Origin of the sequence: Pedobacter sp. Leaf194, assembly GCF_001423945.1 — a bacterium.
Lineage (GTDB): Bacteria > Bacteroidota > Bacteroidia > Sphingobacteriales > Sphingobacteriaceae > Pedobacter.
The window spans coordinates 302981-328638 of the sequence record NZ_LMPU01000008.1 but is presented as its reverse complement, the minus strand read 5'-3'; the positions used below and the strand labels follow the sequence as shown (position 1 = coordinate 328638).

22 protein-coding genes and 1 tRNA gene are annotated in these 25658 nt (G+C 37.7%); 16 read left to right on the top strand and 7 right to left on the bottom strand.

What is annotated here, in order from left to right; translation table 11 throughout:
• Nucleotides 1-99: 99 nt before the first annotated feature.
• The 11 genes from ASG14_RS09090 (at nucleotide 100) to ASG14_RS09040 (ending at nucleotide 14428) form a co-directional block, all read left to right on the top strand.
• The gene (locus ASG14_RS09090) at nucleotides 100-2475 is read left to right on the top strand and encodes an FtsX-like permease family protein (protein ID WP_056870739.1); all 2376 of its coding nucleotides are present in this window, start codon (nucleotides 100-102) and stop codon (nucleotides 2473-2475) included.
• A 77-nt stretch (nucleotides 2476-2552) separates the two neighbouring features.
• On the top strand, nucleotides 2553-4931 hold the full coding sequence (locus ASG14_RS09085; RefSeq protein WP_056870738.1) for an ABC transporter permease: 2379 nt from the start codon (nucleotides 2553-2555) through the stop codon (nucleotides 4929-4931).
• A gap of 135 nt (nucleotides 4932-5066) precedes the next feature.
• Complete coding sequence (locus ASG14_RS09080) at nucleotides 5067-7457, top strand: ABC transporter permease (protein WP_056870737.1); 2391 nt, start codon at nucleotides 5067-5069, stop codon at nucleotides 7455-7457.
• A gap of 98 nt (nucleotides 7458-7555) precedes the next feature.
• On the top strand, nucleotides 7556-8233 hold the full coding sequence (locus ASG14_RS09075) for an ABC transporter ATP-binding protein (RefSeq protein WP_056870736.1): 678 nt from the start codon (nucleotides 7556-7558) through the stop codon (nucleotides 8231-8233).
• Between the two features lie 102 nt (nucleotides 8234-8335).
• The gene (locus ASG14_RS09070) at nucleotides 8336-9133 is read left to right on the top strand and encodes a helical backbone metal receptor (RefSeq protein ID WP_056870735.1); all 798 of its coding nucleotides are present in this window, start codon (nucleotides 8336-8338) and stop codon (nucleotides 9131-9133) included.
• Between the two features lie 60 nt (nucleotides 9134-9193).
• Nucleotides 9194-9496 carry a hypothetical protein gene (locus ASG14_RS09065; protein WP_056870734.1) on the top strand — a complete coding sequence of 101 codons (303 nt, stop codon included), beginning with the start codon at nucleotides 9194-9196 and terminating at the stop codon, nucleotides 9494-9496.
• A gap of 126 nt (nucleotides 9497-9622) precedes the next feature.
• Nucleotides 9623-9704, top strand: a tRNA-Leu gene (locus tag ASG14_RS09060).
• A gap of 71 nt (nucleotides 9705-9775) precedes the next feature.
• The gene (gene tig, locus ASG14_RS09055) at nucleotides 9776-11125 is read left to right on the top strand and encodes a trigger factor (protein ID WP_056870733.1); all 1350 of its coding nucleotides are present in this window, start codon (nucleotides 9776-9778) and stop codon (nucleotides 11123-11125) included.
• Nucleotides 11126-11470: 345 nt separating this feature from the next.
• Nucleotides 11471-12178: an ATP-dependent Clp endopeptidase proteolytic subunit ClpP gene (clpP, locus tag ASG14_RS09050; protein ID WP_056870732.1), complete on the top strand. Its 708-nt coding sequence runs from the start codon at nucleotides 11471-11473 to the stop codon at nucleotides 12176-12178.
• On the top strand, nucleotides 12162-13400 hold the full coding sequence (clpX, locus tag ASG14_RS09045; protein WP_056870731.1) for an ATP-dependent Clp protease ATP-binding subunit ClpX: 1239 nt from the start codon (nucleotides 12162-12164) through the stop codon (nucleotides 13398-13400). The genes clpP and clpX overlap by 17 nt, the downstream gene beginning before the upstream one ends.
• A gap of 164 nt (nucleotides 13401-13564) precedes the next feature.
• Nucleotides 13565-14428 carry an AMP nucleosidase gene (locus ASG14_RS09040; protein ID WP_056870730.1) on the top strand — a complete coding sequence of 288 codons (864 nt, stop codon included), beginning with the start codon at nucleotides 13565-13567 and terminating at the stop codon, nucleotides 14426-14428.
• 96 nt (nucleotides 14429-14524) lie between these two features.
• Here ASG14_RS09040 and ASG14_RS09035 read toward each other — a convergent pair whose 3' ends face one another.
• Nucleotides 14525-15184, bottom strand: coding sequence for an ATP-binding cassette domain-containing protein (locus tag ASG14_RS09035; RefSeq protein ID WP_056870729.1), 660 nt, complete (start codon nucleotides 15182-15184; stop codon nucleotides 14525-14527).
• Between the two features lie 398 nt (nucleotides 15185-15582).
• Nucleotides 15583-16443 (bottom strand): RNA polymerase sigma factor RpoD/SigA, encoded by an 861-nt coding sequence (locus tag ASG14_RS09030; RefSeq protein WP_010601359.1) that lies wholly within the window; start codon nucleotides 16441-16443, stop codon nucleotides 15583-15585.
• Nucleotides 16444-17242: 799 nt separating this feature from the next.
• Between ASG14_RS09030 and ASG14_RS09020 the strand changes: the two genes are divergently transcribed.
• Nucleotides 17243-17449 (top strand): helix-turn-helix transcriptional regulator, encoded by a 207-nt coding sequence (locus ASG14_RS09020; protein ID WP_056870727.1) that lies wholly within the window; start codon nucleotides 17243-17245, stop codon nucleotides 17447-17449.
• A gap of 385 nt (nucleotides 17450-17834) precedes the next feature.
• On the opposite strand, the gene sucC is transcribed toward ASG14_RS09020, so the two are convergent.
• The 5 genes from sucC to ASG14_RS08995 all read right to left on the bottom strand — a co-directional run bounded on the left by sucC (nucleotide 17835) and on the right by ASG14_RS08995 (nucleotide 22148).
• Nucleotides 17835-19034: an ADP-forming succinate--CoA ligase subunit beta gene (sucC, locus tag ASG14_RS09015; protein WP_056870726.1), complete on the bottom strand. Its 1200-nt coding sequence runs from the start codon at nucleotides 19032-19034 to the stop codon at nucleotides 17835-17837.
• 210 nt (nucleotides 19035-19244) lie between these two features.
• On the bottom strand, nucleotides 19245-19553 hold the full coding sequence (locus ASG14_RS09010; protein WP_056870725.1) for a hypothetical protein: 309 nt from the start codon (nucleotides 19551-19553) through the stop codon (nucleotides 19245-19247).
• 43 nt (nucleotides 19554-19596) lie between these two features.
• Nucleotides 19597-21162, bottom strand: coding sequence for a DUF4173 domain-containing protein (locus ASG14_RS09005; protein WP_056870724.1), 1566 nt, complete (start codon nucleotides 21160-21162; stop codon nucleotides 19597-19599).
• A 53-nt stretch (nucleotides 21163-21215) separates the two neighbouring features.
• Nucleotides 21216-21512, bottom strand: coding sequence for a transcriptional regulator (locus tag ASG14_RS09000; protein WP_056091885.1), 297 nt, complete (start codon nucleotides 21510-21512; stop codon nucleotides 21216-21218).
• The gene (locus ASG14_RS08995) at nucleotides 21513-22148 is read right to left on the bottom strand and encodes a hypothetical protein (RefSeq protein ID WP_056870723.1); all 636 of its coding nucleotides are present in this window, start codon (nucleotides 22146-22148) and stop codon (nucleotides 21513-21515) included.
• A 169-nt stretch (nucleotides 22149-22317) separates the two neighbouring features.
• On the opposite strand from ASG14_RS08995, the gene ASG14_RS08990 reads away from it, so the two are divergent.
• From ASG14_RS08990 to ASG14_RS08975, 4 genes are all read left to right on the top strand, one after another.
• Nucleotides 22318-22968 carry an ABC transporter ATP-binding protein gene (locus ASG14_RS08990; protein WP_056870722.1) on the top strand — a complete coding sequence of 217 codons (651 nt, stop codon included), beginning with the start codon at nucleotides 22318-22320 and terminating at the stop codon, nucleotides 22966-22968.
• Between the two features lie 73 nt (nucleotides 22969-23041).
• Nucleotides 23042-23518, top strand: coding sequence for a hypothetical protein (locus ASG14_RS08985; RefSeq protein ID WP_056870721.1), 477 nt, complete (start codon nucleotides 23042-23044; stop codon nucleotides 23516-23518).
• Nucleotides 23519-23520: 2 nt separating this feature from the next.
• Nucleotides 23521-24129, top strand: coding sequence for an HAD hydrolase-like protein (locus tag ASG14_RS08980; RefSeq protein ID WP_056870720.1), 609 nt, complete (start codon nucleotides 23521-23523; stop codon nucleotides 24127-24129).
• A 2-nt stretch (nucleotides 24130-24131) separates the two neighbouring features.
• Nucleotides 24132-25625, top strand: coding sequence for a S41 family peptidase (locus ASG14_RS08975; protein WP_056870719.1), 1494 nt, complete (start codon nucleotides 24132-24134; stop codon nucleotides 25623-25625).
• The last annotated feature ends 33 nt before the right edge of the window (nucleotides 25626-25658 follow it).

Sequence of the window (25658 nt, the reverse complement as noted above, 5' to 3'; positions counted from 1 at the left end):
ATTTTACACCTTTAAGCGAAGAAATAATGTCAGTAAAAATAAATTTTTTAACCATAAACAAAAATTCTTCCCTTCCCGGGAGGATTTAGGAGGTGCTCTATGTTCAAATTAAATCTAAAAATCGCTTTGCGCAATCTCTGGAGAAACATAGGTGTCACCACAATTAATGTTGGTGGCTTAGCTATTGCTTTGGCCGCGTTTATTCTGGTGGCAATGTATTTTACTTATGAAACCAGTTTTGATAAAACGAACCCGCATTACAAAGACATTTATCTTGTAGGACGCATTTATCCCGATTTCAAAACCAACTACACTTCGCCGCCATTGGCAAAAGCCATTAAACAAAATTTTCCTGATGTAGAAAATGCGGGCATTACAAAAAGAGGTTTTTTCGAGTTCACGATGAAAAACGGTAAGAATACACTATTTGCCAAAAATTTTATGCAGATGGATTACAATGCCGCTAAAATTCTCGATTTAAAACCCAACGCTGGTCTTGAAAAACCTGCCGGAAATGGCGACAGACTTTCCTATCTAAGTGAAGAAAATATGAAAGTTCTCTTCCCTGATAAAAAAGACAACAAGCCGGAAATGGTAGGAGTGGGTTCGAGCAGTCTTGGCATCACCAGCAAAATAAACGGAACAATCGCTAACAACCTGCATTCGAACACTACTTTTGATGGCGTTTCAATCGGTAATGAAATTGGCAGTGGCGAGAATTATGGTTATAATAATTACACAACTTATATACAGGTAAAACCCGGTACCGATGTTGCAAACCTTGAACAGAAAATTACCGGATTATATAGAAAAGAGCTACTGAAAGGTGAAACAGACAAAAAGACAATTGAAGAAATTAAAGGTGTTTCTACTTTTTTAGACCCATTAGCAAATCTACATTTGAGGCCGAAAGCCGGAAACGATTCGCCTTACAAAATTTTGATGGCGCTTTCTATTCTCGGAATTCTAATTCTCGTTATCGCTTGTATCAATTTTACAAATTTAAATATAGCCCAGGCAGCAAAAAGAGCAAAAGAGGTCGGTGTAAAAAAAGTGATGGGTGCTTACCGTTTGCAGCTTACCACACAGTTTCTAACAGAAATATTTATTCAGTGCTTCGTGGCTACGGCCTTTGGGTTAATAATTGCAGAACTTGCACTACCTTATTTCAATAACCTATTTCAAATTAATTTAGCCATCTGGAGTGTCGAAAATAATTTGTTTTGGCAATTACCCCTCGTTCTCGCATCGATAACACTTATCGCCGGAACTTATCCTGCCCTTGTTTTATCGGGTTTTAAACCTGCTCTGGTACTAAAAGGGAACTTTTCAACCAGTAAACAAAGTTCGTGGCTGCGCAACGGTTTGTTGGTTTTTCAGTTTAGCATTGCTGTAATTTTTATCATCAGTTTGCTGTTTATCAATTCGCAATTAAAGTACATGCGAACCCAGGATGTAGGTTTTACAGCGAATCAGGTGGTTTACATTAAAAATATTTCCTATTTCAATAAACCGGAGAAGTTTGCGCCTGTTCGGGATAAAATTCTAAAAATTGACGGAATAAAGTCGGCTACTGTGGCAACCGATATTCCGGATGGGGCAGAAAATGGTACAAATGGTTACACATTTGAAGGTATCCAATCTAATCTTGATTTTGTAGATGTGGATTTTGATTACTTCGAAACACTTGGCATCAGGTTGAAAGCAGGTCGGTTCTTCTCACCGTCTTTTAGCACCGATATCATAAATTCTGCAGTGATTAACGAGAGTGCCGTTGCAAACTATAATATGCAAAACCCTGTCGGAAAAACAATTAAAGGATGCAATACCGACTACAAAATTGTTGGCGTAATTAAAGATTTTAAAGCGCAGGGTTTCGAAAGCGCTGTTCAGCCCACCATTTATACCATTAAAAACCCATGTGGAAATTCCAAAACTCAAATCATGCTCAAAATTGAGGAAGGTAAAATGGGCGACGCATTGGCGGCATTAAAAACGCAGTGGTCGCAAATCAATCCAAAGGATGGAGAAGACTTTAGGTACGAGTTTTTGGATGAGCTCTATGGTAAACTCTTCAAAAAGCAGGAACAGTTGCAGTCGGTGTTTTTTGCCGCGGCGTTGCTAACCATTTTTATTGCTGTTCTGGGCTTGTTTGCCTTTGCAAAGTACATCACAAATGGAAAGATTAAAGAAATTGCGGTGCGCAAAATATTGGGTGCCAGTGATGTTCAAATCTTTAAACTGATTAACAGTTCGTTTTTCATCATGGTACTCCTCGCCAACATAATTTCCTGGCCGGTAGCTTATATACTTATTAAAAAATGGCTGGAAACCTTTGCCTACCGGATAGATTTATCGGTATTGCCATTTCTGGTCAGTGCCTTGTTCACAATTTTGTTAACCGTAGTTACTGTGAGCATTCAGGCAAAAAAAGCGGTTAAAGCTAACCCTGTAGATGCACTTAAATATGAATAAAGGGCTGATGTTTATGGAAGAAGGCGTAAGCTTTTAACGCCATAGCCCTGAAATGTACGCCCCCAATCTTATACCTTATGTTTAAATTAAACTTAAAAATCGCTTTGCGAAACCTGTGGAAGAATAAAACCTCGTCTTTCATCAATGTAATCGGTTTGGCTATCGGCCTTGCGGCCTGTTTAATGTTGCTGTTATATGTTTCTTACGAATGGAATTTTGATAAGCAAGCGAAAAACTGGCGAAATGTTTATGTAGCCATGACGAACGTTCCTGGTGAGCACAATAAAATCACCGCAACCTTTAATGGTACAACAACGGCTTTGGGCCCGCTTTTAAAAGAAAAACTCCCCGAAGTGAAATATGTTGCCCGCATGGATTACGGCAAAAAAAGCCTTATAGCGAATGGGCAAAACAGTTATAAAAAAGATTCGAAGTTTGCAGAAGCCGATATTCTTCACATGTACGATTATCAGTTCATTTCCGGAGACCCAAAAACGGCTCTGCAAAACCCACTCTCTGTAATTTTAACCGAGAGCACAGCAAAAACCCTGTTTGGAACCATCGATGTGTTGAATAAATCCGTTCGTTATCAGGATAAAAATGATTTGACAATAACAGGGGTGATTAAAGATTTGCCTGAAAACAGTTCTAACAAGTTTGATTTCTTAATGCCTTGGTCTTTCTACGAAATTTTAGATGAAAGCGCAAAAAGCATAAACTGGAATAATTACAGTTTCGTAACTATGGTTACCCTTAATGCAGATGCCGATATTGACCTGGTGAATCGTAAAGTGGAGGCTTTGGTAAAAGCGAATACACCGCAAAATCCTCAATCGCAGCCGCATTTTTTGTATCAGGCAAGCAAATTACATTTGTTCGGCAAATTTGAAAATGGTAAGCCTGCCGGAGGAGATATCGAACAAATATGGCTTTTTATGGGCCTCGCTTTCGGCATATTGTTAATTGCCTGCATCAACTTTATGAATATGGCTACTGCAAAATCAGAAAAGCGAGCAAAAGAGGTGGGCATTAAAAAAACAATTGGCGCCAATCGTACCTCTTTAATTCTTCAATTTTTAACCGAATCGATGGTGTTAACTTTTATAGCGGTAATACTGGCCATCGCGTTGCTGGAACTGTGTTTACCAACTTTTAATCAGCTTTTAAACATTAATTTAGGCATTTCTTATTTTAATTCTGCCAGCTGGGCAGGTATTTTAGGGATTGTAATCGCAACCGGTTTAATTGCCGGTAGTTATCCTGCTTTCTATTTGTCTTCTTTTAACCCAATTCAAACATTAAAAAGGAAAATAAAATCAAAAGGTTTTTTAACAGTCAGTTTAAGGCAGATTTTGGTTATTGGCCAGTTTTGTTTCGCGATAATCCTCATCGTTTCAACGCTCGTTATTTATCGGCAAATTCAATACATTAAAAATAAGCCTGTGGGTTTTGATGTAAATGCTTTGGTTGAGATTCCGCAAGAGGGTGAATTAAAAACGAAGTTCGATTTATTCAAAACAGAAATGCTAAAATCCGGAGCCATTACGTCCATGTATCAATCGTCGGTTAGTCTTTCTCACCGGGGCCGTAATTTTATGGATATAAAGTGGGAAGGAATGACGAGGCCAGAAAATACAGTGATGTTTAACCAGGTGGCTACCACTTACGATTTTATTAAAACTAATGGAATTAAATTGTTGCAGGGCAGGGATTTCTCGAAAAACTTTGCTTCTGATACCAGTGGCCTGATGGTGAGTGCATCTGCAGTAAAAGTATTCGGCTACAAGAACCCGATCGGTAAAAAGGTTTCGTTGTTCGGTTCCAACGCATACATAATCGGTGTTTTTGATGATTACGTTTGGGATTCACCCTACAAATCGAACAATCCACAAGTAGTGTTCCTGAATCCTAAGCAAACGGGCACAATAACCATGCGTTTAAACAATGCCAACAGTTTACAGAACAATATCGAAACCATCAACAGGATAACAAAAGCCTTCAATCCGGCTTATCCAACGGAGGTTTCTTTTATCAGTTCGCTGTATCTGGATAAGTATAAATCAGAGAAAAACCTCGGCATCCTGTCTAACCTTTTCGGCGGATTAGCGATTTTTGTATCCTGTTTGGGGCTATTCGGCTTGGTAGCCTACAGCGCCGAACAGCGCACTAAAGAATTTGGCGTTCGTAAGGTACTTGGGGCTTCGGTAAGTAATTTGATGCAGTTGCTTTCAGTTTCATTCATCAAAATGATTCTTGCGGCAATTATTGTCGCCGTTCCAATTAGCTATTTTGCGATGAAAAAGTGGCTCAGTAATTTCGAGTTTCACACCGAGATAAGTTGGTGGATAATTCCTGCAGCAGCACTTGGAACGTTGCTAATGGCCATAATTGCTGTGAGTTTTCAGGCTTACAAAACAGCAAAAGCTAATCCTGTTGATGCACTGAAATATGAATAAATAGCCCCACCCAACCTTCCCCAGAGGGGAGGAGTTGGCGCAGGCTTATCATTATAACATCACACTACGACTACTGAAATAAATTTTTAACCACAAACGAAATCCGCCCATCAGTGGAGGATTTAGGAGGAGCTTATGTTTAAACTTAACTTAAAAATCGCCTGGCGCAACCTTTGGAAAAACAAGGGTTATACATTCATCAATGTTCTCGGCTTATCAATCGGGATGGCTAGTTGTATTCTCATTTTTATTTTTATCCGTTATCAAATGAGTTTTGATGAAGGCTTTAAAGATGAAGACAGGATTTATCGCGTAGTTTCTACATTCGATTATGCTGATGGAAATCAATTTTACACTCAGGGCGTTCCGTTGCCACTAACGCCGGCAATGAGAAACGATTTTTCGCCATACATAGATAAAATTTCGGCAATTGAGCAAAGCGCCGGACTGATAAAAATTGCAGATGAGACCGGGAAAGAAAAGCTCAAAGTAATAGAAAGTGTGTTCTATGTTGAACCCGATTTCTTCGAAGTTTTTAATTACAAATGGCTGGCTGGTAACTACAATTCACTTGCCGATCCAAATAATGCCGTGCTTTCTAAAGAAATGGCCACTAAGTTCTTCGGCGATTGGAAGTTAGCCACAGGAAAAAGCCTTAATTTCGATGGTAAAACAAGCTATACTGTTAGTGGTGTAATTGATGATGTTGCCGAGAATAACTCGGTGCCTCTCAAGGTTATGCTTTCATACAAATCCTTCAAAAGTAGAAACCTAAGCAGATGGGGTTCGGTGGGCTCAAACTCCGAAAGTTATTTCAAACTCAAACCACAGGTAAAAATCGAAACGCTGGAAGGTCCGCTGAAATCGTTTCTTAAAAAATACTATGTAGAAGCAGCTCCAGGTAAGGAGGGGCATTTTTTTCAAGCTTTAAGTGATATTCACTACAATGAAAAGTACGGCAGTTTTTCTGGCAGAATTATGCCCAAAAAGCAACTTTGGGGTTTGGCCGTTATCGGTTTCTTCCTGATGATTACCGCATCAATAAATTTTATAAATCTCGCTACTGCACAGGCGGTAAGTCGTTCAAAAGAAGTTGGTGTTCGCAAAGTTATGGGTAGCCAGAGAGGCCAGTTAGTAGTGCAATTTTTAACTGAAACCTTAACAATTGTGCTTATTTCACTATTAATTGGAAGCGTATTAACAGAAATCGCTTTGCCGGGGATGCAGCGTTTATTCGATTCGAAAATTTCGTTCAGTATTTTTCAACACCCGATTATTTTGGTTTTCATGCTCATGCTGGTGGTTTTCGTGAGTTTACTTGCGGGTTTTTATCCCGCGGTTGTAATGTCAGGGTTTAATCCTGCGCTGGCCATAAAAAACAAAGTTTCGGCTAATACTGGCGGCTTAGGTTTACGAAAAGTGCTTGTGGTTGTTCAGTTCGCCATCACTGTTACGCTAATTATTGGCACGCTGATTATTCTTCAGCAAATGAAATACATCCGCGAGCAACCTCTTGGCTTTAATCCGACAGCAGTTGCGATGGTCGACCTACCGAATGATAGCTTGACGACGCAACGCTTCGCTACTTTTAAAACGCAGTTAAAGCAAATTTCGGGTGTTGAAGGAGTTAGTTTGTGCAGAACAGCACCATCTTCGCAAAATAATAACGGTAATACTTTTGCTTACAATGGTGGGAGAGATGCTGATTTCCAGGTGAATACAAAAAACGCTGATGAGGATTATTTAAAAACGTTTGATTTGAAACTTGTTGCAGGCAGAAACCTGGTAAAATCCGACACAACGAACGAATATTTGGTAAATGAAACTTTGCTTAAAAAACTTAATGTGCGCAACCCTAACGATGCGATTGGAAAAATGATTTCTTTGGGTGGCATGAAGGCGCCGATTGTTGGCGTTATCAAAGATTTTAAAAACAAGAGCTTACACGAAAATATCGACCCGATTTTAATAGGTTCCTTAAAACCAAGATTTTTTTATGCCGCCATTAAATTAAATGCTAAACAGATGTTGGCAACAATGAAAAACGTTGAACAGATTTGGAAGAATACTTTTCCTGAATCTGTTTACAACGAATCTTTTCTAAATGAAGAAATCAACAACTATTACCAGGGCGAAAAAATCATGGGAACGCTTTTTAAAGTTTTTGCAGGCGTAATCATTTTCATATCTTTTATTGGCTTATTCGGGTTGATTTCGTTCGTGGCAACACAAAGAACAAAAGAAGTTGCCATTAGGAAAGTGCTGGGTGCCTCAACCATCGAACTGGTAAAAATGCTCAACGGTTCATTTCTGGTAATGGTTTTTATCGCCAATTTAGTTGCCTGGCCATTGGCCTATCTTTTCGTTTCCAAATGGCTTTCCGGTTTTGCTTATCGAATCGATATCAGCATCTGGCCCTTTGCTCTGGCGATGGTCATTTCCATGGCAATTACGTTAATAACGGTATCCATCCGCTCTTATAAAGCTGCAGTTGCAAATACAATTGACGCACTTAAATATGAATAAAGCTGAAAAGATAAAGCTGAGCGCTTAAAGCTGAAAGAGTGAACCTTAATGCGATATTCGATACTAGAACTTGCTACCAAATACCTGATATTAATAAAATGATAGAACTTAAAAACATAGAAAAATACTACTCGAGCAAAGGCGTTAAGCATTATGTGCTGCGCCATGTAACCACAACCGTGAAACAAGGTGAATTTGTTTCCATTATGGGGCCATCAGGAGCGGGAAAATCTACTTTACTCAACATTTTGGGCATGCTCGAAGAACCCACATACGGCGCTTACGAATTTATGGGGGAAGATGTAGCAAGCTTAAATGAGCGAAAACGAATCGAACTCTACCGAAATCATATTGGCTTCGTGTTTCAGGCTTATCATTTAATTGATGAAATGACAGTTTACGAAAACATCGAGGCACCGTTACTTTACAAGAAAGTTGGGGGTTCTGAACGGAAAAGCCGCATTGCAGACTTACTGGACAGGTTCAACATGGTTGCTAAAAAGGATTTGTTTCCAAATCAGCTTTCTGGTGGCCAACAACAGCTCGTTGGCATCGCAAGAGCCCTGGCGGCGCAACCTTCAATTATTTTAGCTGACGAGCCAACTGGTAATTTACAATCGGCACAGGCTGAGGAAATTATGCAGCTTTTTCAAAAGTTAAATAAGGAGGAAGGCATAACAATTATTCAGGTGACTCATTCAGAAAAATGTGCGGAATATGGAAATCGTATTTTACATATTGCAGATGGTGTGGTTAAGGATGATGTGCAAATTTGAGTTGTAAGCGATGTGCTTCGAGGAATACATTTCAACTGAGCAAATTTTTATTTTACGCTTTTGTACAACTTTCTGCGCACAAATAAATCTTAACTTTGCTGCATGCAGAAATCTTTTTTAGATGGAATGGGTAGGGAAGTGATAGTAGATTTTCCGCCAAAGCGGATAATATCTTTAGTACCATCGCAAACAGAGTTATTATTTGATTTGGGTATGGACAAGGAAATTATCGGTCTTACGAAATTTTGCATCCATCCGATTGAGAAATTTGCGGAGCGCACAAAAGTTGGCGGAACAAAAAAGCTTAATATCGATTTAATAAAGGATTTAAAGCCAGATTTAATTATTGGCAACAAAGAAGAAAACACGCAAAGCGATATTGAAGAACTGGCAACACTTTTTCCGGTGTGGATGAGCGATATTTTCACGCTTGATGATGCAATGAAAACCATAACGGAAATTGGCAGCCTTGTAGATCGGGCACCAGAAGCCGCATATCTTAATCATTTAGTTGCTGCCGGCTTTAACGATCTTAAAACACTCGCCCTTCAAAACGGAATTAATAAAAAAGTAGCATACCTCATCTGGCGAAAACCTTTTATGGCCGCTGGTAAAAATACTTTCATTGATGATGTATTGCTAACCAATGGGTTGAATAATGTAATACATCAGCAGCGCTATCCAGAGGTGGATTTAGATCAGCTTAAGGTGCTTAACTGCGATTTTATTTTACTCTCATCAGAACCTTATCCTTTTAAAGAAAAACACATCGAGGAAATACAAAATGCAATTCCAACAGCGAAAGTGATTCTTGTTGATGGTGAGATGTTTAGCTGGTATGGTAGTCGCCTGGTGAAGGCTGTTCAATACTTTTTCGAATTTCAAAAGCAACTTTACTAGCCGATACCTCTTAATTTATTTTAGATTTGTATCATCAGCTAAAAATGTTTAAATCTCCTTATGAAAAAACTCATCATTTTATCGCTTTTTGTTGCCAGTATGTCTGGCTGTACATCATTCAAAGATTCGAATAGAGCAAAGCATGTTACCGCAACCGGTAAAATCCAAAAAATCGGAATGACAACTTATCAGTACGGAACACACTTGTTAAAAGGTGATCAGAAAACTTATGCGCTAAAATCTGGCTCAATAAATCTTGATTTATACCTCGACCGCACAGTTACCATTAAAGGTACAAAGGTTAAAGGATATCCATTAGCTGGTGGACCAGAATTTGTTGAGGTAACATTAGTAAAATACTAAAAAATTAATTTCGCTTAGCCTTAGTTACTTAGCGTTTTATTTCAAAAATATTTTACAAAATTTGGTAATTCCTTTTTGAAGTTTCATTCTAATTTCTATCTTTGCAGTCCTTAATACATCCTAACTGCGGAAGTGGCGTAATTGGTAGCCGCACCAGACTTAGGATCTGGCGCTTCACGGCGTGGGGGTTCGAGTCCCTTCTTCCGCACAATAAGATAAAGGCCGTTTCGATTTAAACATCGGAACGGTTTTGTTTTTTAAAACGTTGATTCAAAAGAAATGAATATTACACAGGAAAAAACCGGCAACTTAAATGCTGTTGTAAAAATCAAAATTGCACCTGCAGATTATACCGGCAAAGTAGATAAAGCAATAAAAGATCAAGCTAAAAAAGCACAATTACCTGGTTTTCGTAAAGGAATGGTGCCGGCGTCTCACATCAAGAGAATGTATGGTAAGAGTATTTTGGTAGAGGAAGTGAATAACTTGTTGAATGATACGCTATCTAATTACATTGCAGAGCAAAAACTGGAAATTTTGGGTCAGCCACTACCTAAAATAGACGACCAAAAGGAATTTAAATGGGATAATACCGATGATTTTGAATTTGACTATGAATTAGGTCTGGCTCCGGCTTTTGACGTTAACATCTCATCGAAAGATAAATTTACCCAATACGTTATCAAAGCTGATAACGAAACCTTAGAAGAGCGTATAAAAAATATCCGTCGTAGCTATGGCAAAATGTCCAACCCAGAGGTGTCAGCTGAAGGTGATGTGCTCTATGCAGATTTAGTTCAGCTGGGTAATGACGGTTCAATTTTCGAAGGAGGCATTAGCAATTCAGCAACACTTCGTTTAGACCAGGTTAACGATAAAAAAATTCTTAAAACTTTAGTAGGTTTAAAAAAGGATGATGTTGTAACTATAGATATTCAGAAAGCTTTCGGCGATGCATCAGTTATTGCAAAGGCTTTAAATATTTCTGAAGAAGATGCAGCAGAATTGAAGTCGAATTTCCAGTTAACAGTTAAAAATGTAAACCGTTTAGAGGAATCAGACCTAAACCAGGAGTTTTTTGATAAACTTTTTGGTGAAGGTACCGTTACCGACGAAGCTGGTTTTAGAGCAAAAATTACAGAAGAGGTTGAAAGCATGTTTAAACAAGATGCTGAACGTAAGCTATCAAACGATATTTATGAGCAACTTTTAGAAAAACACAATTTTGAATTACCTGATGAATTTTTACGCCGCTGGTTAAAAGCCACCAATGAAAAATTAACAGATGAGGAATTGGCAGAAGGTTATGATGATTTCGCTAAAAACTTAAAGTGGACGCTAATCGAGAACAAAATCATTAAAGATAACAGCATCGAAATTAAATATGAAGATGTTGTTGCGGCTGCAAAGGCAAAACTAGATGCTCAGTTTAGAATGTACAGCCCAAGTCCGCTTCCTGAAGATCAACTTGCGCAATATGCAGTTCAGTTCTTGCAGGAAAAGGAAAATGCAAACCGTACTTTCGAAGAGGTAAAAGCCCTTAAAACTTTCGAACAAATTAAATCAATTGTAACTTTGGAAGACCAAACTATTGATTACGATAAGTTTATCGCTTTAGACAAAAAATAACAATTTGGCTGACCAATTGTCAGTCTCTTTAATACTTTTAAAATGTGGAGCAACTCAATGAGTTGCTCTTATTTTATCCAAACTTTTTCTGATATTTTTAGTTATTTATATTCTTAAAGTGCTGGTTGATATAGAATTACAAATTTTTTAACGTTCGCCTTCTCAATTTGTTTTATCTTTAAAAAGCAAGATTTTCATTTCTGGTTGTGATTTGCCCTACATAATCAGATATTTAAATAAATTGGCATGGAAATTAACCAGCTATAGAAAATAATAGTTAAAATTACAGTCGATTGGTTTTAGAACACTAGGTTTTAAAGCCAAACGCTTAACCCTAATCAAAATATGAACATAGATTCACAAGAATTCAGAAAATTTGCCGTTAAACATCAGGGTATTGGCGGTTTGCATGTAGATAAATTTATTGCTCAGGCTAACATGAACCCACAGAACATGACGCCATATATTATTGAAGAACGCCAGCTAAATGTTGCACAAATGGATGTTTTTTCGAGATTAATGATGGATCGTATCATCTTTTTAGGTGATGCTATTTATGATCAGAATGCAAATATCATTCAGGCTCAGTTGTTGTTTTTGCAATCAACAGATGCAGATAGAGACATTCAGATTTACATTAACTCGCCAGGCGGTTCTGTATATGCAGGTTTAGGCATTTACGACACGATGCAATACATTCAGCCAGATGTTGCAACAATCTGTACCGGTATGGCAGCATCAATGGGAGCGGTTTTACTGGTTGCCGGCGCAAAAGGCAAACGTGCAGCGTTACCACACTCAAGAGTAATGATTCACCAACCATCAGGAGGTGCACAAGGCGTTGCATCTGATATGGAGATTAACTTGAGAGAGATGTTAAAATTAAAAAAAGAACTATACGATATTATTTCTGAGCATTCAGGACAAGATTACGACTGGGTTGAAAAAGCTTCAGACCGTGATTACTGGATGACTGCCAATGAGGCAAAAGGATTTGGTATGGTAGACGAAGTATTATCGAGAAACTCGAAAAAAGATGGCGAAACAAAATAAAGAATCCCGTTGCTCATTTTGCCATTCTGGCAAGCATGAAACTTTGATGTTAATTGAGGGCATGGATGCGTTTATCTGCGATAAATGTGTTACCCAGGCCAATCAATTGCTTGCTCAGGAATTAGGTACGAAGAACAGCAAAGGCATTCAATCAACTTTAACCTTACTAAAGCCGCTTGAAATTAAGCAGCATTTAGATCAATATGTAATTGGTCAGGATGATGCTAAAAAGGTGTTGTCGGTTGCGGTTTACAATCACTACAAACGTTTAAATCAAAAAATTGATAAAGACGAGATAGAGATTGAAAAGTCGAATATCATGTTGGTTGGCGAAACCGGAACAGGAAAAACGCTTTTGGCTAAAACCATCGCGAAAATTTTGCACGTTCCTTTTTGCATCTGCGATGCTACCGTTTTAACTGAAGCAGGTTATGTTGGTGAAGATGTTGAAAGTATCCTAACCCGTTTATTGCAGGCGGCAGACTATGACGTAGCCTCAGCCGAACGTGGTATTGTTTACATTGATGAGGTTGATAAGGTTGCCCGTAAAAGTGATAACCCATCAATCACCCGCGACGTATCTGGCGAAGGTGTGCAGCAGGCTTTACTAAAGATTTTGGAAGGTACGATAGTTAATGTTCCACCTCAGGGCGGCCGTAAACATCCGGATCAGAAAATGATTCCGGTTAATACCAACAACATCTTGTTTATCTGCGGGGGTGCTTTTGATGGCATCGAGCGTAAAATTGCAAACCGACTGCGTACTCAGGCTGTTGGTTACAAGGTGAAAAAGGATGATACAGTGTTAGACCTTAAAAACTTGTACAAGTACATCACCCCACAGGATTTAAAATCTTTTGGTTTAATTCCGGAGTTAATTGGTCGTATTCCGGTGCTTTCGCATTTAAATCCACTGGATAAAGAAACGCTTAGAAATATCTTAACCGCACCAAAAAACGCCTTGACAAAACAATATGAAAAGTTGTTTGATTATGAGGATGTAAAACTGGTTTTCGATGAGGATGTTTTAGATTTCATCGTTGATAAAGCAATGGAGTATAAGCTTGGGGCTCGTGGTTTGCGGTCAATTTGCGAGGCGATAATGCTCGATGCGATGTTTGATACGCCGACACAAAAAGATGTAAAGGAGTTACACATCAATCTCGATTATGCAATTGAGAAGTTTGAAAAGGCCGACTTTAAAAAGTTACAAGCCGCATAAAGAAAGAATCAAAATCCTCCCGAAAAAACCGGGGGGATTTTTTTTAACCATTATGTTTAGTTTTCTTGAGCGCTCTTTTTGTTAGGATGCCCTTAACAATTTGCTTAAATGGAATTTGTTAATTTGAAAATAAAGCCTTATATTATTGAAAGGAATAAAAATATATGAACGAAGAAAAAGACGTAAAAAAAGACGAGGCCATTGTAGAGAATTCAAAAAAAGTGAAAGAGGTTGAAAGCCCGGTTAAAGCCGGACTAAAATCGAAAGAAGAAATTGTTAAAAACTGGCTGCCCAGATATACCGGCAGGCCATTGGATCAGTTTGGAGATTATATTCTGTTAACCAATTTCAGTAAATATGTAAGCATGTTTTCTGAATGGAATGACAATGCGCCGATTATGGGTCTAGACAAACCTATGCAAAGTGTTACAGCAAACGGCATAACCATAATAAACTTCGGTATGGGAAGTCCGCTGGCGGCAACAATGATGGATTTGCTTACAGCCATTAAACCGAAAGCAGTTTTGTTTTTGGGGAAATGTGGCGGACTGAAAAAGAAAAATCAACTGGGCGATTTAATTCTTCCAATTGCCGCGATAAGGGGAGAAGGAACATCAAATGATTACCTTCCTGCTGAAGTACCGGCCTTGCCTGCCTTCGCGTTGCAGAAAGCAATTTCAACAACAATTCGCGATCATGGACGTGATTACTGGACAGGAACTTGTTATACCACAAACAGAAGAGTTTGGGAACACGATAAGGAATTTAAAAGGTATTTGAAAACATTAAGAGCAATGGCTGTTGATATGGAAACTGCCACTGTGTTCACTACTGCGTTTGCCAACAAAATTCCTGCTGGCGCTTTGTTGCTCGTTTCCGATCAACCGATGATTCCGGAAGGTGTAAAAACAGCAGAAAGCGATAGTTCGGTGACTGAAAAGTACGTAGAAACACATTTAAGAATTGGAATTGATTCTTTGAAGCAATTGATTAACAACGGTTTAACTGTTAAACACTTGTTGTTTTAGTACCAGTTGGGAATTGGCTTTAATTGAAGCAGCAAGCCGCTAACTGGATAGAGCGAGTAGAGGTCAGCAAGTGCTGATCTTTTTTTTGGTTTAAATTTAATTTCCAGGAGTTGGCAGGTAACCGTGAAGTACTAAATCTTCAGTACCTTCGATTCGGTAGTTGCAGCCATTATGAAGCAATACAACCCTGTCAGCAACGGCTAATATAGATTTATAATAGTGGTCGGTTATTAGAAAACCTTTAACCAGTTTTAACTTATTGATATGACACTTTAATTCATCAATTAACATCGGCGCTAATTGTGAAAATGGCTCATCTAAAAGGATAAAATCTGCATCGCTGTAAATTATTATCAATGCCTCCAGCAAACGGCTTTCACCACCAGAAAAATCTTGAAATTTTTTCCCTAAATTTCCAGCCACGAAATTAACTTTAAGTAGCTCACCTTTACGTTCTTTGCTGAATATTCCAATAGCTGCAGCAACTGTAAGTTTATTAGGAATAAAATTGTGTTGTGGCAAATAAGCTATCTTTCCCGATAAATAGCCTTTAGAAATTTGTTTATCATTAAGTTTTAAGTATTTAAAATCAGCTTTGGTAGTACCAAAAATGATTTCAAGAAGTGTCGATTTTCCGCTGCCATTTCTGCCAAGTAAACCAACAACTTCGCCAACCTTGCAATTGATGAACACACCGTTTAAAATTGCCCGTGTATCAAATTGCTTGGTAACACTGTCAATAAAAAGTTCCTGCATAGTAAAGAGAAGGCTATAACTAAAAATAGAATGATGATGTCATAAAGAATCAAGCTGCTGAGGATTTTTCGAAAACTAAATCCCATATTTCGATAAAAATACCTGTGTTTCTTCAGGAAGAACCGTTCGATAGCTATCGAAAATGTCCATCCTACAGGTTTCATAAAAATGGTCATTACGAAGCCGCCCGGTTTCTTATAACCATCGATGACAAAGAAAAAGCCTGCCAATAAACTTATCAGAATATTCCACAACAGCATCGGTTTGTAGATTATCATTAAGTTTTTGAAATTACTTGTGGGCATTTCTAAATATATAGAAAAATATCAAATGGCATTTAACAAAAAAAGTCAACCCATTGGTTGACTTTTATATGTCTTGAATATTTGAGGAATAATTTACCCTAAATAAGATTTTAATATTTTGCTCCTCGATGTATGACGCAGGCGTTGAAGCGCTTTATCTTTAATCTGTCTAACACGTTCGCGTGTTAAGTTAAATTTCTCACCAATTTCTTCTAATGAAAGCGGATGATTTGAACCTAAACCAAAGAATAAAACGATAATTTCCCTTTCCCGCTCAGTTAGCGTAGATAAAGAACGTTTAATTTCTTCTGATAAGGATTCGTTAATTAATGAACTATCAGTGTTTGGTTCATGATTTTCCAATACATCCAACAGCGTATTTTCTTCACCTTGAACAAATGGCGCATCCATTGATACGTGGCGACCTGAATTGCTTAACGTGTCAGAAATTTTATCAACTGTTGTTTCTAATATATCTGCCAGTTCTTCCGGAGAAGGCTCGCGTTCGTATTCTTGCTCTAATTTAGAGAAGGCTTTACTGATTTTACTTAATGAACCAACCTGGTTTAAAGGCAAACGTACAATACGGCTTTGCTCAGCAATTGCTTGCAAAATCGACTGACGAATCCACCAAACTGCGTAAGAAATAAATTTGAAACCTTTGGTTTCATCAAAACGTTTTGCCGCTTTAATTAAACCTAGGTTACCTTCGTTAATTAAATCTCCTAAAGTTAAGCCCTGATTTTGATATTGCTTTGCAACAGATACTACGAAACGTAAGTTGGTTTTAGTTAATCGCTCTAATGCAGCTTGATCGCCTTCACGAATCTTTCTTGCTAAAATTACCTCTTCCTCTGCTGTTATTAAATCTACTTTACCAATTTCGTGTAGGTACTTATCTAACGACTGACTTTCACGGTTGGTAATGGATTGCGTTATCTTGAGTTGTCTCATTTATACGTTTTGTGTGCTCTTAAATTATTGAAGTGTGCAAAGTTACGAAATTGTATAGCAATCCGAAAGGATAAAATACTGAAAATGTTGCTGTTTGCACACGTTTTTTATAGTTTTACTTACAACAAAAATCATTCCAATAATGTTTTTGGCAGTTCTCATGCCCGTTAGTGACTTATAACTGATAAGTAATAAAAATTTATTGATTTACAATAAATTATACTTGCAAAACAACAATTAAATTTTTATGTTTGGTTATTCAATATTATAAAATTATGACTTTTATAAAATTTCTTATTTGGAAGATCAAAAACACGAGCTCGAACTATTGGATGGTGCTGTTATTGAAAATTTTTATTAGAATATTTGGCATATTAACCTTTCTCAGTCTGCTAACCGGCATCAGTTTTTTTGATTTAACTGACCGATATAATTCAATTGGCTCGATATTCTATGTAATGTTTTTTGTGTTTCTCGATAGCATTGTAAAGGTATCGCCTCAGTTTTCTCTTTCAGAGAAGCTTGTTAAACCCCTTAACGCTTTAAAATGGCTTCCTTTGCTTACAGTTATATACCTGATATATTTGAAAATCGCAATTAATAAAGCTGCACTTTATTCTGTTGACTTTAGCAGTCCTGCTTTTCTTTTTAAAGAAATTTGGCCCCGCGTCATAATCCCGAATCTTGGTTTTATTATTATAACTTTAGTTATTTTTTATACCTCGGGAATCTTAAACAGGAATAAAAAGCTAAAAGAGGAAAACGATTTAACGATTTAACTTTACCTTCAAAGCTGCTCATGCCAATAATAATAAATTTAGATGTAATGCTTGCCCGTCGCAAAATGTCGCTTACTCAATTAAGTGAACAGGTTGGCATCACAATGTCTAACTTATCTATATTAAAAACGGGTAAAGCAAAAGCCATTCGGTTAGAAACGCTGGAAGCCATCTGCAAGGTTCTGGATTGCCAGCCCGGCGATATTCTGGAATTTCGCTCGCTTTAACTTACTAGGTTTAGAAAGGGCAGGAGTGTGAGGGGAGAAACTTCGTAAGTTTTGTCCTACTACCCATCCAACTTGCCAGGAAATTTTTTGCCACAGAAACAGATAAGCCACAGAAAAATTAATGGGTTTTAAAAATTGTGTGCTTTAAACAGGATTGTGTTAAATAAACCCGATAGAAATGAAAAGCCCCAATTTTCAATTGGGCTTGTAATGGAAAGCGGGACTATCGAAACCGAAGCACACAGGAACCTGCTTTTCAGATAATAGGAATTGGGGCTAATATTCCACAGCATAACAAAACCTGCGGTGCGCTAACTAAACAAAAAAACCTTCCAGTTCGCACTGAAAGGTTTTTATACTTTATAATTTCTGCTTTAAGCTTAAGCTATGCTTGTCCGGCCAATACTTTAGTTACTAAATCGGCTGCCTCTTTTAATGCAATTGCCGAATAAACTTTAAGGCCTGATTCGTCAATTAATTTCTTAGCTTCTTCTGCGTTTGTGCCTTGTAAACGACAGATAATTGGCACAGGGATATTGCCGATTTCGTTGTAAGCATCGATAACACCTTGGGCAACACGGTCGCAACGAACAATACCGCCAAAAATATTTATTAAGATGGCTTTAACGTTAGGGTCTTTTAAAATGATGTTGAAAGCCGCTTTAACGGTTTGTGCATTTGCAGTTCCACCAACGTCTAAAAAGTTAGCAGGCTCGCCACCAGCTAATTTAATAATATCCATTGTGGCCATTGCTAAACCAGCGCCATTAACCATACAACCAACGTTTCCATCAAGGTTAACGAAGTTTAAATTACTTGCGCTTGCTTCAACTTCCATTGGATCTTCTTCCGTAACATCACGCATTGCAGCGTAATCAGCGTGACGGAATAAGGCGTTTTCATCTAAATTAACTTTCGCATCAACAGCGATAACTTTATCATCAGATGTTTTTAAAACGGGATTAATTTCGAACATTGAAGAATCAGTTGCTTCGTATGCTTTGTACAAGGCAGTTACAAACTTCACCATTTCTTTGTGCGCAGCACCACTAACACCTAAATTGAAAGCAATTTTACGGGCCTGGAAACCTTGTAAGCCAACTTTAGGATCTATTTCTTCTTTGAAAATTAAGTGCGGCGTATGCTCAGCAACTTCTTCAATATCCATACCACCTTCGGTACTGTACATGATGATGTTACGGCCGGCAGCACGATCCAACAAAACAGAAATGTAAAATTCCTTAGTTTCAGATGCTCCCGGATAATACACATCCTGTGCAACCAAAACTTTACTCACTAATTTACCTTCAGGTCCGGTTTGAGGTGTAACTAGTTGCATACCAATAATATCGGTAGCACGTTGCTTAACTTCATCAAGGTTTTTGGCTAATTTAACACCACCACCTTTACCGCGGCCACCAGCGTGGATTTGAGCCTTAATTACAACCCAATCAGAGTTATAATCAGTTTTTAATTGCTTTGCAGCCTCTACAGCCTGCTCTGGAGTATCGGCAACAATTCCTTCTTGAACGTTAACACCGAAACTTTTTAATATTTGTTTACCCTGGTATTCGTGAATATTCATTTGCTACAAAATTTGCCCAAAGCTACAATTTCAAAGCCTTTAAACAAATAGAAATCACCGATTTTTTCTAGAAAATGAACGTTTTGTGTTTATCGGTAAAAGCAGTCCCGCTATCCTTCCTGCCGATAGAAAAAATCGGCATCCATACTATCGGGTTTATTTTTGAAGTTTGTACGCCCTGGCAAACCAATTTCCCTCATTTAGCTAATATTAGCTTCCTGCAATTGGCGAACCGAAAATACCTACAGCCATTTCTGCCCATATTAAAAACAACGCCAGTAGAATCACTAGAAATAAAACCGTTCTCAAAGTGCCTGTATGTACCTTGCGAATTACAAATTCGATTGCGAAACCCGCACTTAACAAGAGGATTCCGGCTGCAATAAAATCTTTAAAATCCCAGTTTACTTCGTTGGTAAATTGCATTGCGATTAACGGAATGCTTAAGATTAATGCAGTAACGACAAAAATGATGGTTACTCTCAGTTTTGATGAATTGATTTCTAATTGATTTTTCATGATGTTAAAAGTTAATATTTGTTTTTATGATTATGTTGTTTTTTTATTTGTTAATGTTAAAATACTGCGCTGTATTCCAATCCTGCAGATTCCATGATACCCAGGTTACTTGTTGGTAACGCTCTTTAAAAAAGCCAATCCGTTGGTTCAGTTTACTTTGATTTGCCAAAAGTGTTGCTGGTTTGGCAATTTCCATCCCATAATCGCTTCTCGATTCTGTATGCTGCAGTTTCATTCTGTTTTTATCTAGAACCGGCAATGTTTTGTCTGATAATGAGAGCAAATAATCGGCATCAACTGAGATGGATTCGGCATGTGAAAGGTTATATTTTACAATAAAAATATCCCAGTTGATTATACTAAAAGCAAGCAGCAACACAAACCATATTGTACCATTAACCTTAACCAAATAAAAGAACGTTTTTTGTTTAGCAACCTTAATGTAAACACTAGCTAAACCAATAATGCAGAGTAATGAAAATATGCAAACCCCAATTCGTTTGTAGGTTAGCCCGTAAAATTCGATGTAATAGCCAGCTCTAATTAAAACAGAGATAACCAAAATCGCATTTTGTATCATCCAGGCGAAGGCGAGGAGTTGCAATGTTTTGTTTTTGCTGTAAAAATTTAGGTTTCCCCTAAAAAAGTAGATAATAATTGCCATGGCCAAAGCAATACTGAAAATTAACGAATTTGTGCCATCATGCAAATCTGCAGAGAAATTGCCTACAGGTTTATAACCGAACCAAAGGGTTGTAATATCAATTAAATTTAAAAAGAGCAATAGTAAATTTAAAGCGGCGAATGAGATTAGCCCAATAATAAATTCAGTTTTTAACGCCAGCTTTTTAGTTAACAAGCTGCCACTAAAAACCTTTGCGGCTTCAAACCAAAGGGTTTTTTGGTTTGCACGGTTTCTAATTCGTACCAGTTGCTCTTTGCATTTAATTTCAATTTCTTGCAGGCTTTTATCAAAAAACGCGATTAGTAGGCCGGCTGTTACCGCCAAGCCAAAGCAGAAGTGCATAAACCGGCCGAAGCTTAAATCTTCAAAAATGAAGCCGAAAACATGCTCAAAAAAATCGCCAATATTAATCAGTGCTGCCTCAGCATAATGGGCAAATACACTGCTTGCAGCCGAATATAAGCAAGCAAATACCACCACAATAACGGCAGGAATAAAAACATACTTAACAATTTTGAAAGCCGGTTTTAAGTTGAAATTTCCAACGCTAATTGCGCTTAAATTCCTTAAAACGTTAAAAGGTGCAGTAAACATTTGCAGAATTGCCGCCATAATGGCCATAAAAACAGTCCTTAATTTTTGGTGATGGCTAAAACCTACACAAACAAGCAGACTTATATAGTACGAAACCTGTGTTAATGCTGAATTGTTTACCACAACCAAAACCGCAGAAAAAAGATGTGCAAATGCAAAAATGTAAAGCTTTTTACCCTTAACAACATCTGGATTAAGATATGTTATCCCGATTAAGTAAATGCTGTAAATAAGCAGGTTAAGGGCCAATCTTTCCTGCCAAAATAACAAGCTAAAGAGCAGTCCTCCGATTATTGCGGAAAGGATGAGGAAATTAGATTTATTTTTCATTTTTATTAGTTTAAAAGTGCTTTGTATTTCAAAGTATATTATCAAAAAAAATTTTATAGTTTTTTAATCATTTTTTCAAGTGCATCAAGGTGCGCTTTAAAAGCCTGTTTTCCTAAATCGGTAATAGAGTAGGTTGTACTGGTTTTTCGGCCGATGAAGCCTTTGTGTACTTTGATAAATTCGGCCTGCTCTAGTGTATTTAGGTGCGATGCCAGGTTACCATCAGTTAGTTCAAGCATTTGCTTTAAATCGTTAAAGGCAATCTCATTATTCACCACAAGTACAGACATTACACCCAGCCGAATCCGGCTGTCGAATATTTTATTTAAATCTGCTATCGGGTTTTTCATCTATTTGGCTCTTTCGTATTTAAAATACATTAAAAGACCATAAACAACGTGTAAAGCGCCAAAACCAATCGCCCAGAAAATTAGTCCGTAACCTACATTAAACATGCAGATTAAGCCTAATAAAACTTCCAGGTAGCCCAGGTACCGAATATCGCTGTAGGTATATTTACTTGCATTGATAAGTCCCAATCCGTAAAATATTAAACAGGTTGGTGCAATTATGCTGTAAGTATTTGGGTGGTTAAACAACAATGCGAAGATAAACAAACCGCCCGTTACAACAGGGAAGAAAAGATTTACAATCAGAGATTTTGAAGTTTTATCCCAAATGGGTAAATTATTTCGCTGGCTCTGCCTGTAGGTAAATAGAATTCCGCCTGCCAACGCTACAAACAGGATAATGAGCGCAAGCTTTATCAGGTTATATTCTAAATCAATTTCGCCCTGAACACCCATGCTGTAACCACGTCCGGTTAAAAACTTTTCTATCTCCTCATTGGCAAAATAAGCGCCTATCAAGGCAATTACACCTGCAAATACACCAGATAAACCACTTAACGAAATAAATCGGGAAGACCTATCCATCATTTGTCTGATATCTTTCAATGCATCTAATTGTTCTTCTTGAGTGCTCATTTTAAAAGTGCTTTGTTTTTCAAAGTTAGATAAGAAAATGATATTTACAAATTTTATTTTTATTTTCTATCTGGCGATGGCATTACAGTATTTCTTTTTAAAGAAGCGGTTTTTTACGGGAAACAATTTCCCTTGTGTATTGGTTAAGCTTTTTTATTAAATTTGAACCATGCTAAAAGCTACTGGACTAAGAAAATCGTATGGAAATTTACAAATATTAAAGGGTGTAAATTTCGAGGTGCAAAAAGGAGAAATTGTTAGTATTATTGGTCCTTCTGGTGCAGGGAAGAGTACGTTGCTGCATATTTTAGGTACGCTTGATAAACCCGATGACGGAACTGTGGAACTTAAGGGAACGGTGATAAACAAGTTAAACGGTGAAATGTTGAGCGCTTTCCGCAACCAAAATATAGGTTTCGTTTTTCAGTTTCATCATTTGCTCCCCGAGTTTAGCGCAATTGAAAATATTTGTATTCCGGCATTTATTGCCAAAACGAACAAGAAGCAGGCAGAAGCCAGGGCGCTTGAGTTGCTTGATTTGTTTGGTTTAAAAGACCGGGCAAACCACAAACCCAATCAACTATCGGGCGGCGAACAACAGCGTGTTGCCATTGCCAGAGCTTTAATCAATAATCCTTCAATAATTCTTGCCGATGAACCTTCGGGAAATTTAGATTCGGAAAACGCGGCGGCACTCCACCAGCTTTTTGTTAACCTGCGTGATAACTTCCAACAAACTTTTGTAATTGTCACGCACAATGAGCACCTGGCGAAAACCAGCGACAGAATTGTGACTATGAAAGATGGGCTAATCGTTTAAATCAAGAATTGATAAAATAGCTGGCAGAACATTTTTTAAAATCCTTTCCTGATAATCTATTAAAAAAAATTTTTTGAAAATACTCATCACAGGCGGAAACAACGCTAAAGCGTTAAAGCTATTAAAAGCTTTCCCCAGCCACTTTATATTATTTGCAGATTATGGCGATGTGCCGGGAATGCTGACAGAAAATTATGCGTTTTCTAGTTTAGGCATACTTAATACAGACAGCCTAGCCCACATTTTGTTAAATTTTTGCATCACCGAATCCATAGACAGCATTATTCCTTTACATCATTTTGAAATAGAACCGATAGCCAAATCGGCGGTTCTTTTTGGTGAATACGGAATTGAAGTGCTTTTGCCGCCATTTGAAGATTTGAACAGGTTTCTGGACTCAGGAAATGAATCTACCAACGATTTTAGCGTTTTCGTAAAAGGCGATTGTATTTTCTCATCAGCGGAGCGGCCTGATTTCAACAATTCGGATACGCTGAACGGTGTTTTTAAGATGGATAGTATTAAAGAACCCAAACTTTTTATCATTTAATAATGGATTCATATCAGTTTGCTAAAGATAAACAAATCGTATTTTTTGAGCTTGAAGACGTTTTGTTTCCATCAAAAGATTATCTGTTGCAGGTATATTACTTGTTTGCTCAATTTATGGAGTACAGCGAACAAAAAAACGCACAATCAATTTTAGATTTTATGCGGCTCGAGTATAAAAACGCGGGGGCAAACAACCTTTTTGAAAAGACTGCCCAACAATTTGAGCTTTCCAATACTTACAAACATAACTTCGACCTGCTGCACAAAAATGCCCGCCTGCCGTTGAAGTTATTACTGTATAAAAATATGCTCTTGTTTCTGCAGGAACTTGTGGTTAACAGAAAACAAATTGCCATAGTAACAGCGGGCGATCCGGAACAACAATTGAACAAAATTAAGCAAACAGAGTGGAATGGCTTGGAAAAATACCTTACCGTTTACTTTGCAGATGAACTCAATCAAACGAAAGCAGAAATTTTTCAGAACATCCTAAACAACAACAATTTATTGGTAAAGGACGCGTTAGTTGTTGGTGCAAATAAATTTGATGAGCAACAATCTAAATTAATTAATTTGCCGTATATTGTGTCACTAGAAATTTACAAATAAATATGATTAAAAAGTTTAGAGCGCAAAAGTTATTATTGTGCACTTTGATTGCTTTGCTTGGGTTTGCAACAGCATGTAAAAAATCTTCAGTTAATCCAGATGGTGCAAGCACTAGTCCTGCAAGTCCGGGCACCAGAGATGAATTAACCAAAGATTCAATTTATTTATATGCCCAGCAAACCTACTTCTGGAATACGGGCATGCCGAGTTATGCATCTTTTAACCCGCGACAGTATAATTCTAACGACGCTATTTTAGCTGCTATAAAGGCATTGCCATCTACAGGTGGAAAAGACAAATACTCTTTTATTGATAATGGAACCGTTGCTACTCAATTAGGCGGGGTAAGCGGCGATTTTGGATTTTCGATTTTCTTTAACTCAGCTAACGATTTAAGGATTAAATATGTTTATGCAACTTCACCAGCTGCTACACAGGGTTTAAAGAGGGGTTATCAGATTACAAAGATTAATGGTAGCACCAACATTAACACTTCCGATGCGGCAATTAATTCAATAGTTGATGCGATTTTCGGCAGTGCAGCTACAGTCTCTTTAACGGTAGTAAAACCTGATGGAACATCTCAGGATGTCGTTGTTACACGTGCTTCCTACAACATCAATCCGATTCTGTTCACAAATACTTACACAGTAGGTGCTAAAAAGGTTGGTTATATTGTATTCAACAGCTTTACAACAAATTCTACGTCGTTGCTAGATGCCGCTTTTACAAAGTTCGCTGCAGATGGGGTAACGGAATTAGTAGTTGATTTGCGATATAACGGTGGGGGTTCTGTTGGTACATCAGAAGCTTTTACAAATTTAGTTGCACCGGTTAATCAGAATGGAAAGGTAATGTATACCACGTATTGGACTCAATCCATGCAGGATGGAAATGCGACAATTCTTCAAAACCAAAAATTTTATGCTAAAGGCAATGATGGTGTAACAAGGCTGTATTCATATTTCGATTATTCATATAAACCAACTGCTGCTGCCGGCAACCAGGAAGTTTTCGCAAAGCGTGGAACACTTAACAACTTATCGAGAGTGTATTTTATCGTAACCGCTTCTACAGCTTCGGCGAGTGAATTACTGATTAATAACCTAAAACCGGTTATGGATGTTAAATTAATAGGTAAGAAGACTTATGGCAAACCGGTAGGTTTCTTCTCCATTCATATCGACAAAAGCGATTTATACATTCCACAGTTTCAAACCAAAAATCAGTTGAATCAAGGCGACTATTTCGATGGCATGACCGTTGATAAAGATATTGCTGATGACGTTACGAAAGACTTCGGCGACCCATCTGAAAGACTTTTGGCCCAGGCTTTAAATTATTCTGCAAACGGTGTTTTTACGTCTTACTTAAAAGATAATACACTGAGTAGCACAACCGGTTTGTCAAGAACCCAGGTTGATGATTTAACAGGGAAAATGGATCATGAATTTAAAGGAATGGTTGAAACCAGAAAATTGAAATTAAATAAGTAAACCAAATAATTAGTTTAGGCCGGTAGCTAACTA

Excerpts from the sequence above, each read along its gene's own strand:
- ASG14_RS09090 (WP_056870739.1), top strand. The coding sequence starts at position 100 with ATGTTCAAATTAAATCTAAAAATCGCTTTGCGCAATCTCTGGAGAAAC.
- ASG14_RS09085 (WP_056870738.1), top strand. The coding sequence starts at position 2,553 with ATGTTTAAATTAAACTTAAAAATCGCTTTGCGAAACCTGTGGAAGAAT.
- ASG14_RS09080 (WP_056870737.1), top strand. The coding sequence starts at position 5,067 with ATGTTTAAACTTAACTTAAAAATCGCCTGGCGCAACCTTTGGAAAAAC.
- ASG14_RS09075 (WP_056870736.1), top strand. The coding sequence starts at position 7,556 with ATGATAGAACTTAAAAACATAGAAAAATACTACTCGAGCAAAGGCGTT.
- ASG14_RS09070 (WP_056870735.1), top strand. The coding sequence starts at position 8,336 with ATGCAGAAATCTTTTTTAGATGGAATGGGTAGGGAAGTGATAGTAGAT.
- ASG14_RS09065 (WP_056870734.1), top strand. The coding sequence starts at position 9,194 with ATGAAAAAACTCATCATTTTATCGCTTTTTGTTGCCAGTATGTCTGGC.
- tig (WP_056870733.1), top strand. The coding sequence starts at position 9,776 with ATGAATATTACACAGGAAAAAACCGGCAACTTAAATGCTGTTGTAAAA.
- clpP (WP_056870732.1), top strand. The coding sequence starts at position 11,471 with ATGAACATAGATTCACAAGAATTCAGAAAATTTGCCGTTAAACATCAG.
- clpX (WP_056870731.1), top strand. The coding sequence starts at position 12,162 with ATGGCGAAACAAAATAAAGAATCCCGTTGCTCATTTTGCCATTCTGGC.
- ASG14_RS09040 (WP_056870730.1), top strand. The coding sequence starts at position 13,565 with ATGAACGAAGAAAAAGACGTAAAAAAAGACGAGGCCATTGTAGAGAAT.
- ASG14_RS09035 (WP_056870729.1), bottom strand. The coding sequence starts at position 15,184 with ATGCAGGAACTTTTTATTGACAGTGTTACCAAGCAATTTGATACACGG.
- ASG14_RS09030 (WP_010601359.1), bottom strand. The coding sequence starts at position 16,443 with ATGAGACAACTCAAGATAACGCAATCCATTACCAACCGTGAAAGTCAG.
- ASG14_RS09020 (WP_056870727.1), top strand. The coding sequence starts at position 17,243 with ATGCCAATAATAATAAATTTAGATGTAATGCTTGCCCGTCGCAAAATG.
- sucC (WP_056870726.1), bottom strand. The coding sequence starts at position 19,034 with ATGAATATTCACGAATACCAGGGTAAACAAATATTAAAAAGTTTCGGT.
- ASG14_RS09010 (WP_056870725.1), bottom strand. The coding sequence starts at position 19,553 with ATGAAAAATCAATTAGAAATCAATTCATCAAAACTGAGAGTAACCATC.
- ASG14_RS09005 (WP_056870724.1), bottom strand. The coding sequence starts at position 21,162 with ATGAAAAATAAATCTAATTTCCTCATCCTTTCCGCAATAATCGGAGGA.
- ASG14_RS09000 (WP_056091885.1), bottom strand. The coding sequence starts at position 21,512 with ATGAAAAACCCGATAGCAGATTTAAATAAAATATTCGACAGCCGGATT.
- ASG14_RS08995 (WP_056870723.1), bottom strand. The coding sequence starts at position 22,148 with ATGAGCACTCAAGAAGAACAATTAGATGCATTGAAAGATATCAGACAA.
- ASG14_RS08990 (WP_056870722.1), top strand. The coding sequence starts at position 22,318 with ATGCTAAAAGCTACTGGACTAAGAAAATCGTATGGAAATTTACAAATA.
- ASG14_RS08980 (WP_056870720.1), top strand. The coding sequence starts at position 23,521 with ATGGATTCATATCAGTTTGCTAAAGATAAACAAATCGTATTTTTTGAG.
- ASG14_RS08975 (WP_056870719.1), top strand. The coding sequence starts at position 24,132 with ATGATTAAAAAGTTTAGAGCGCAAAAGTTATTATTGTGCACTTTGATT.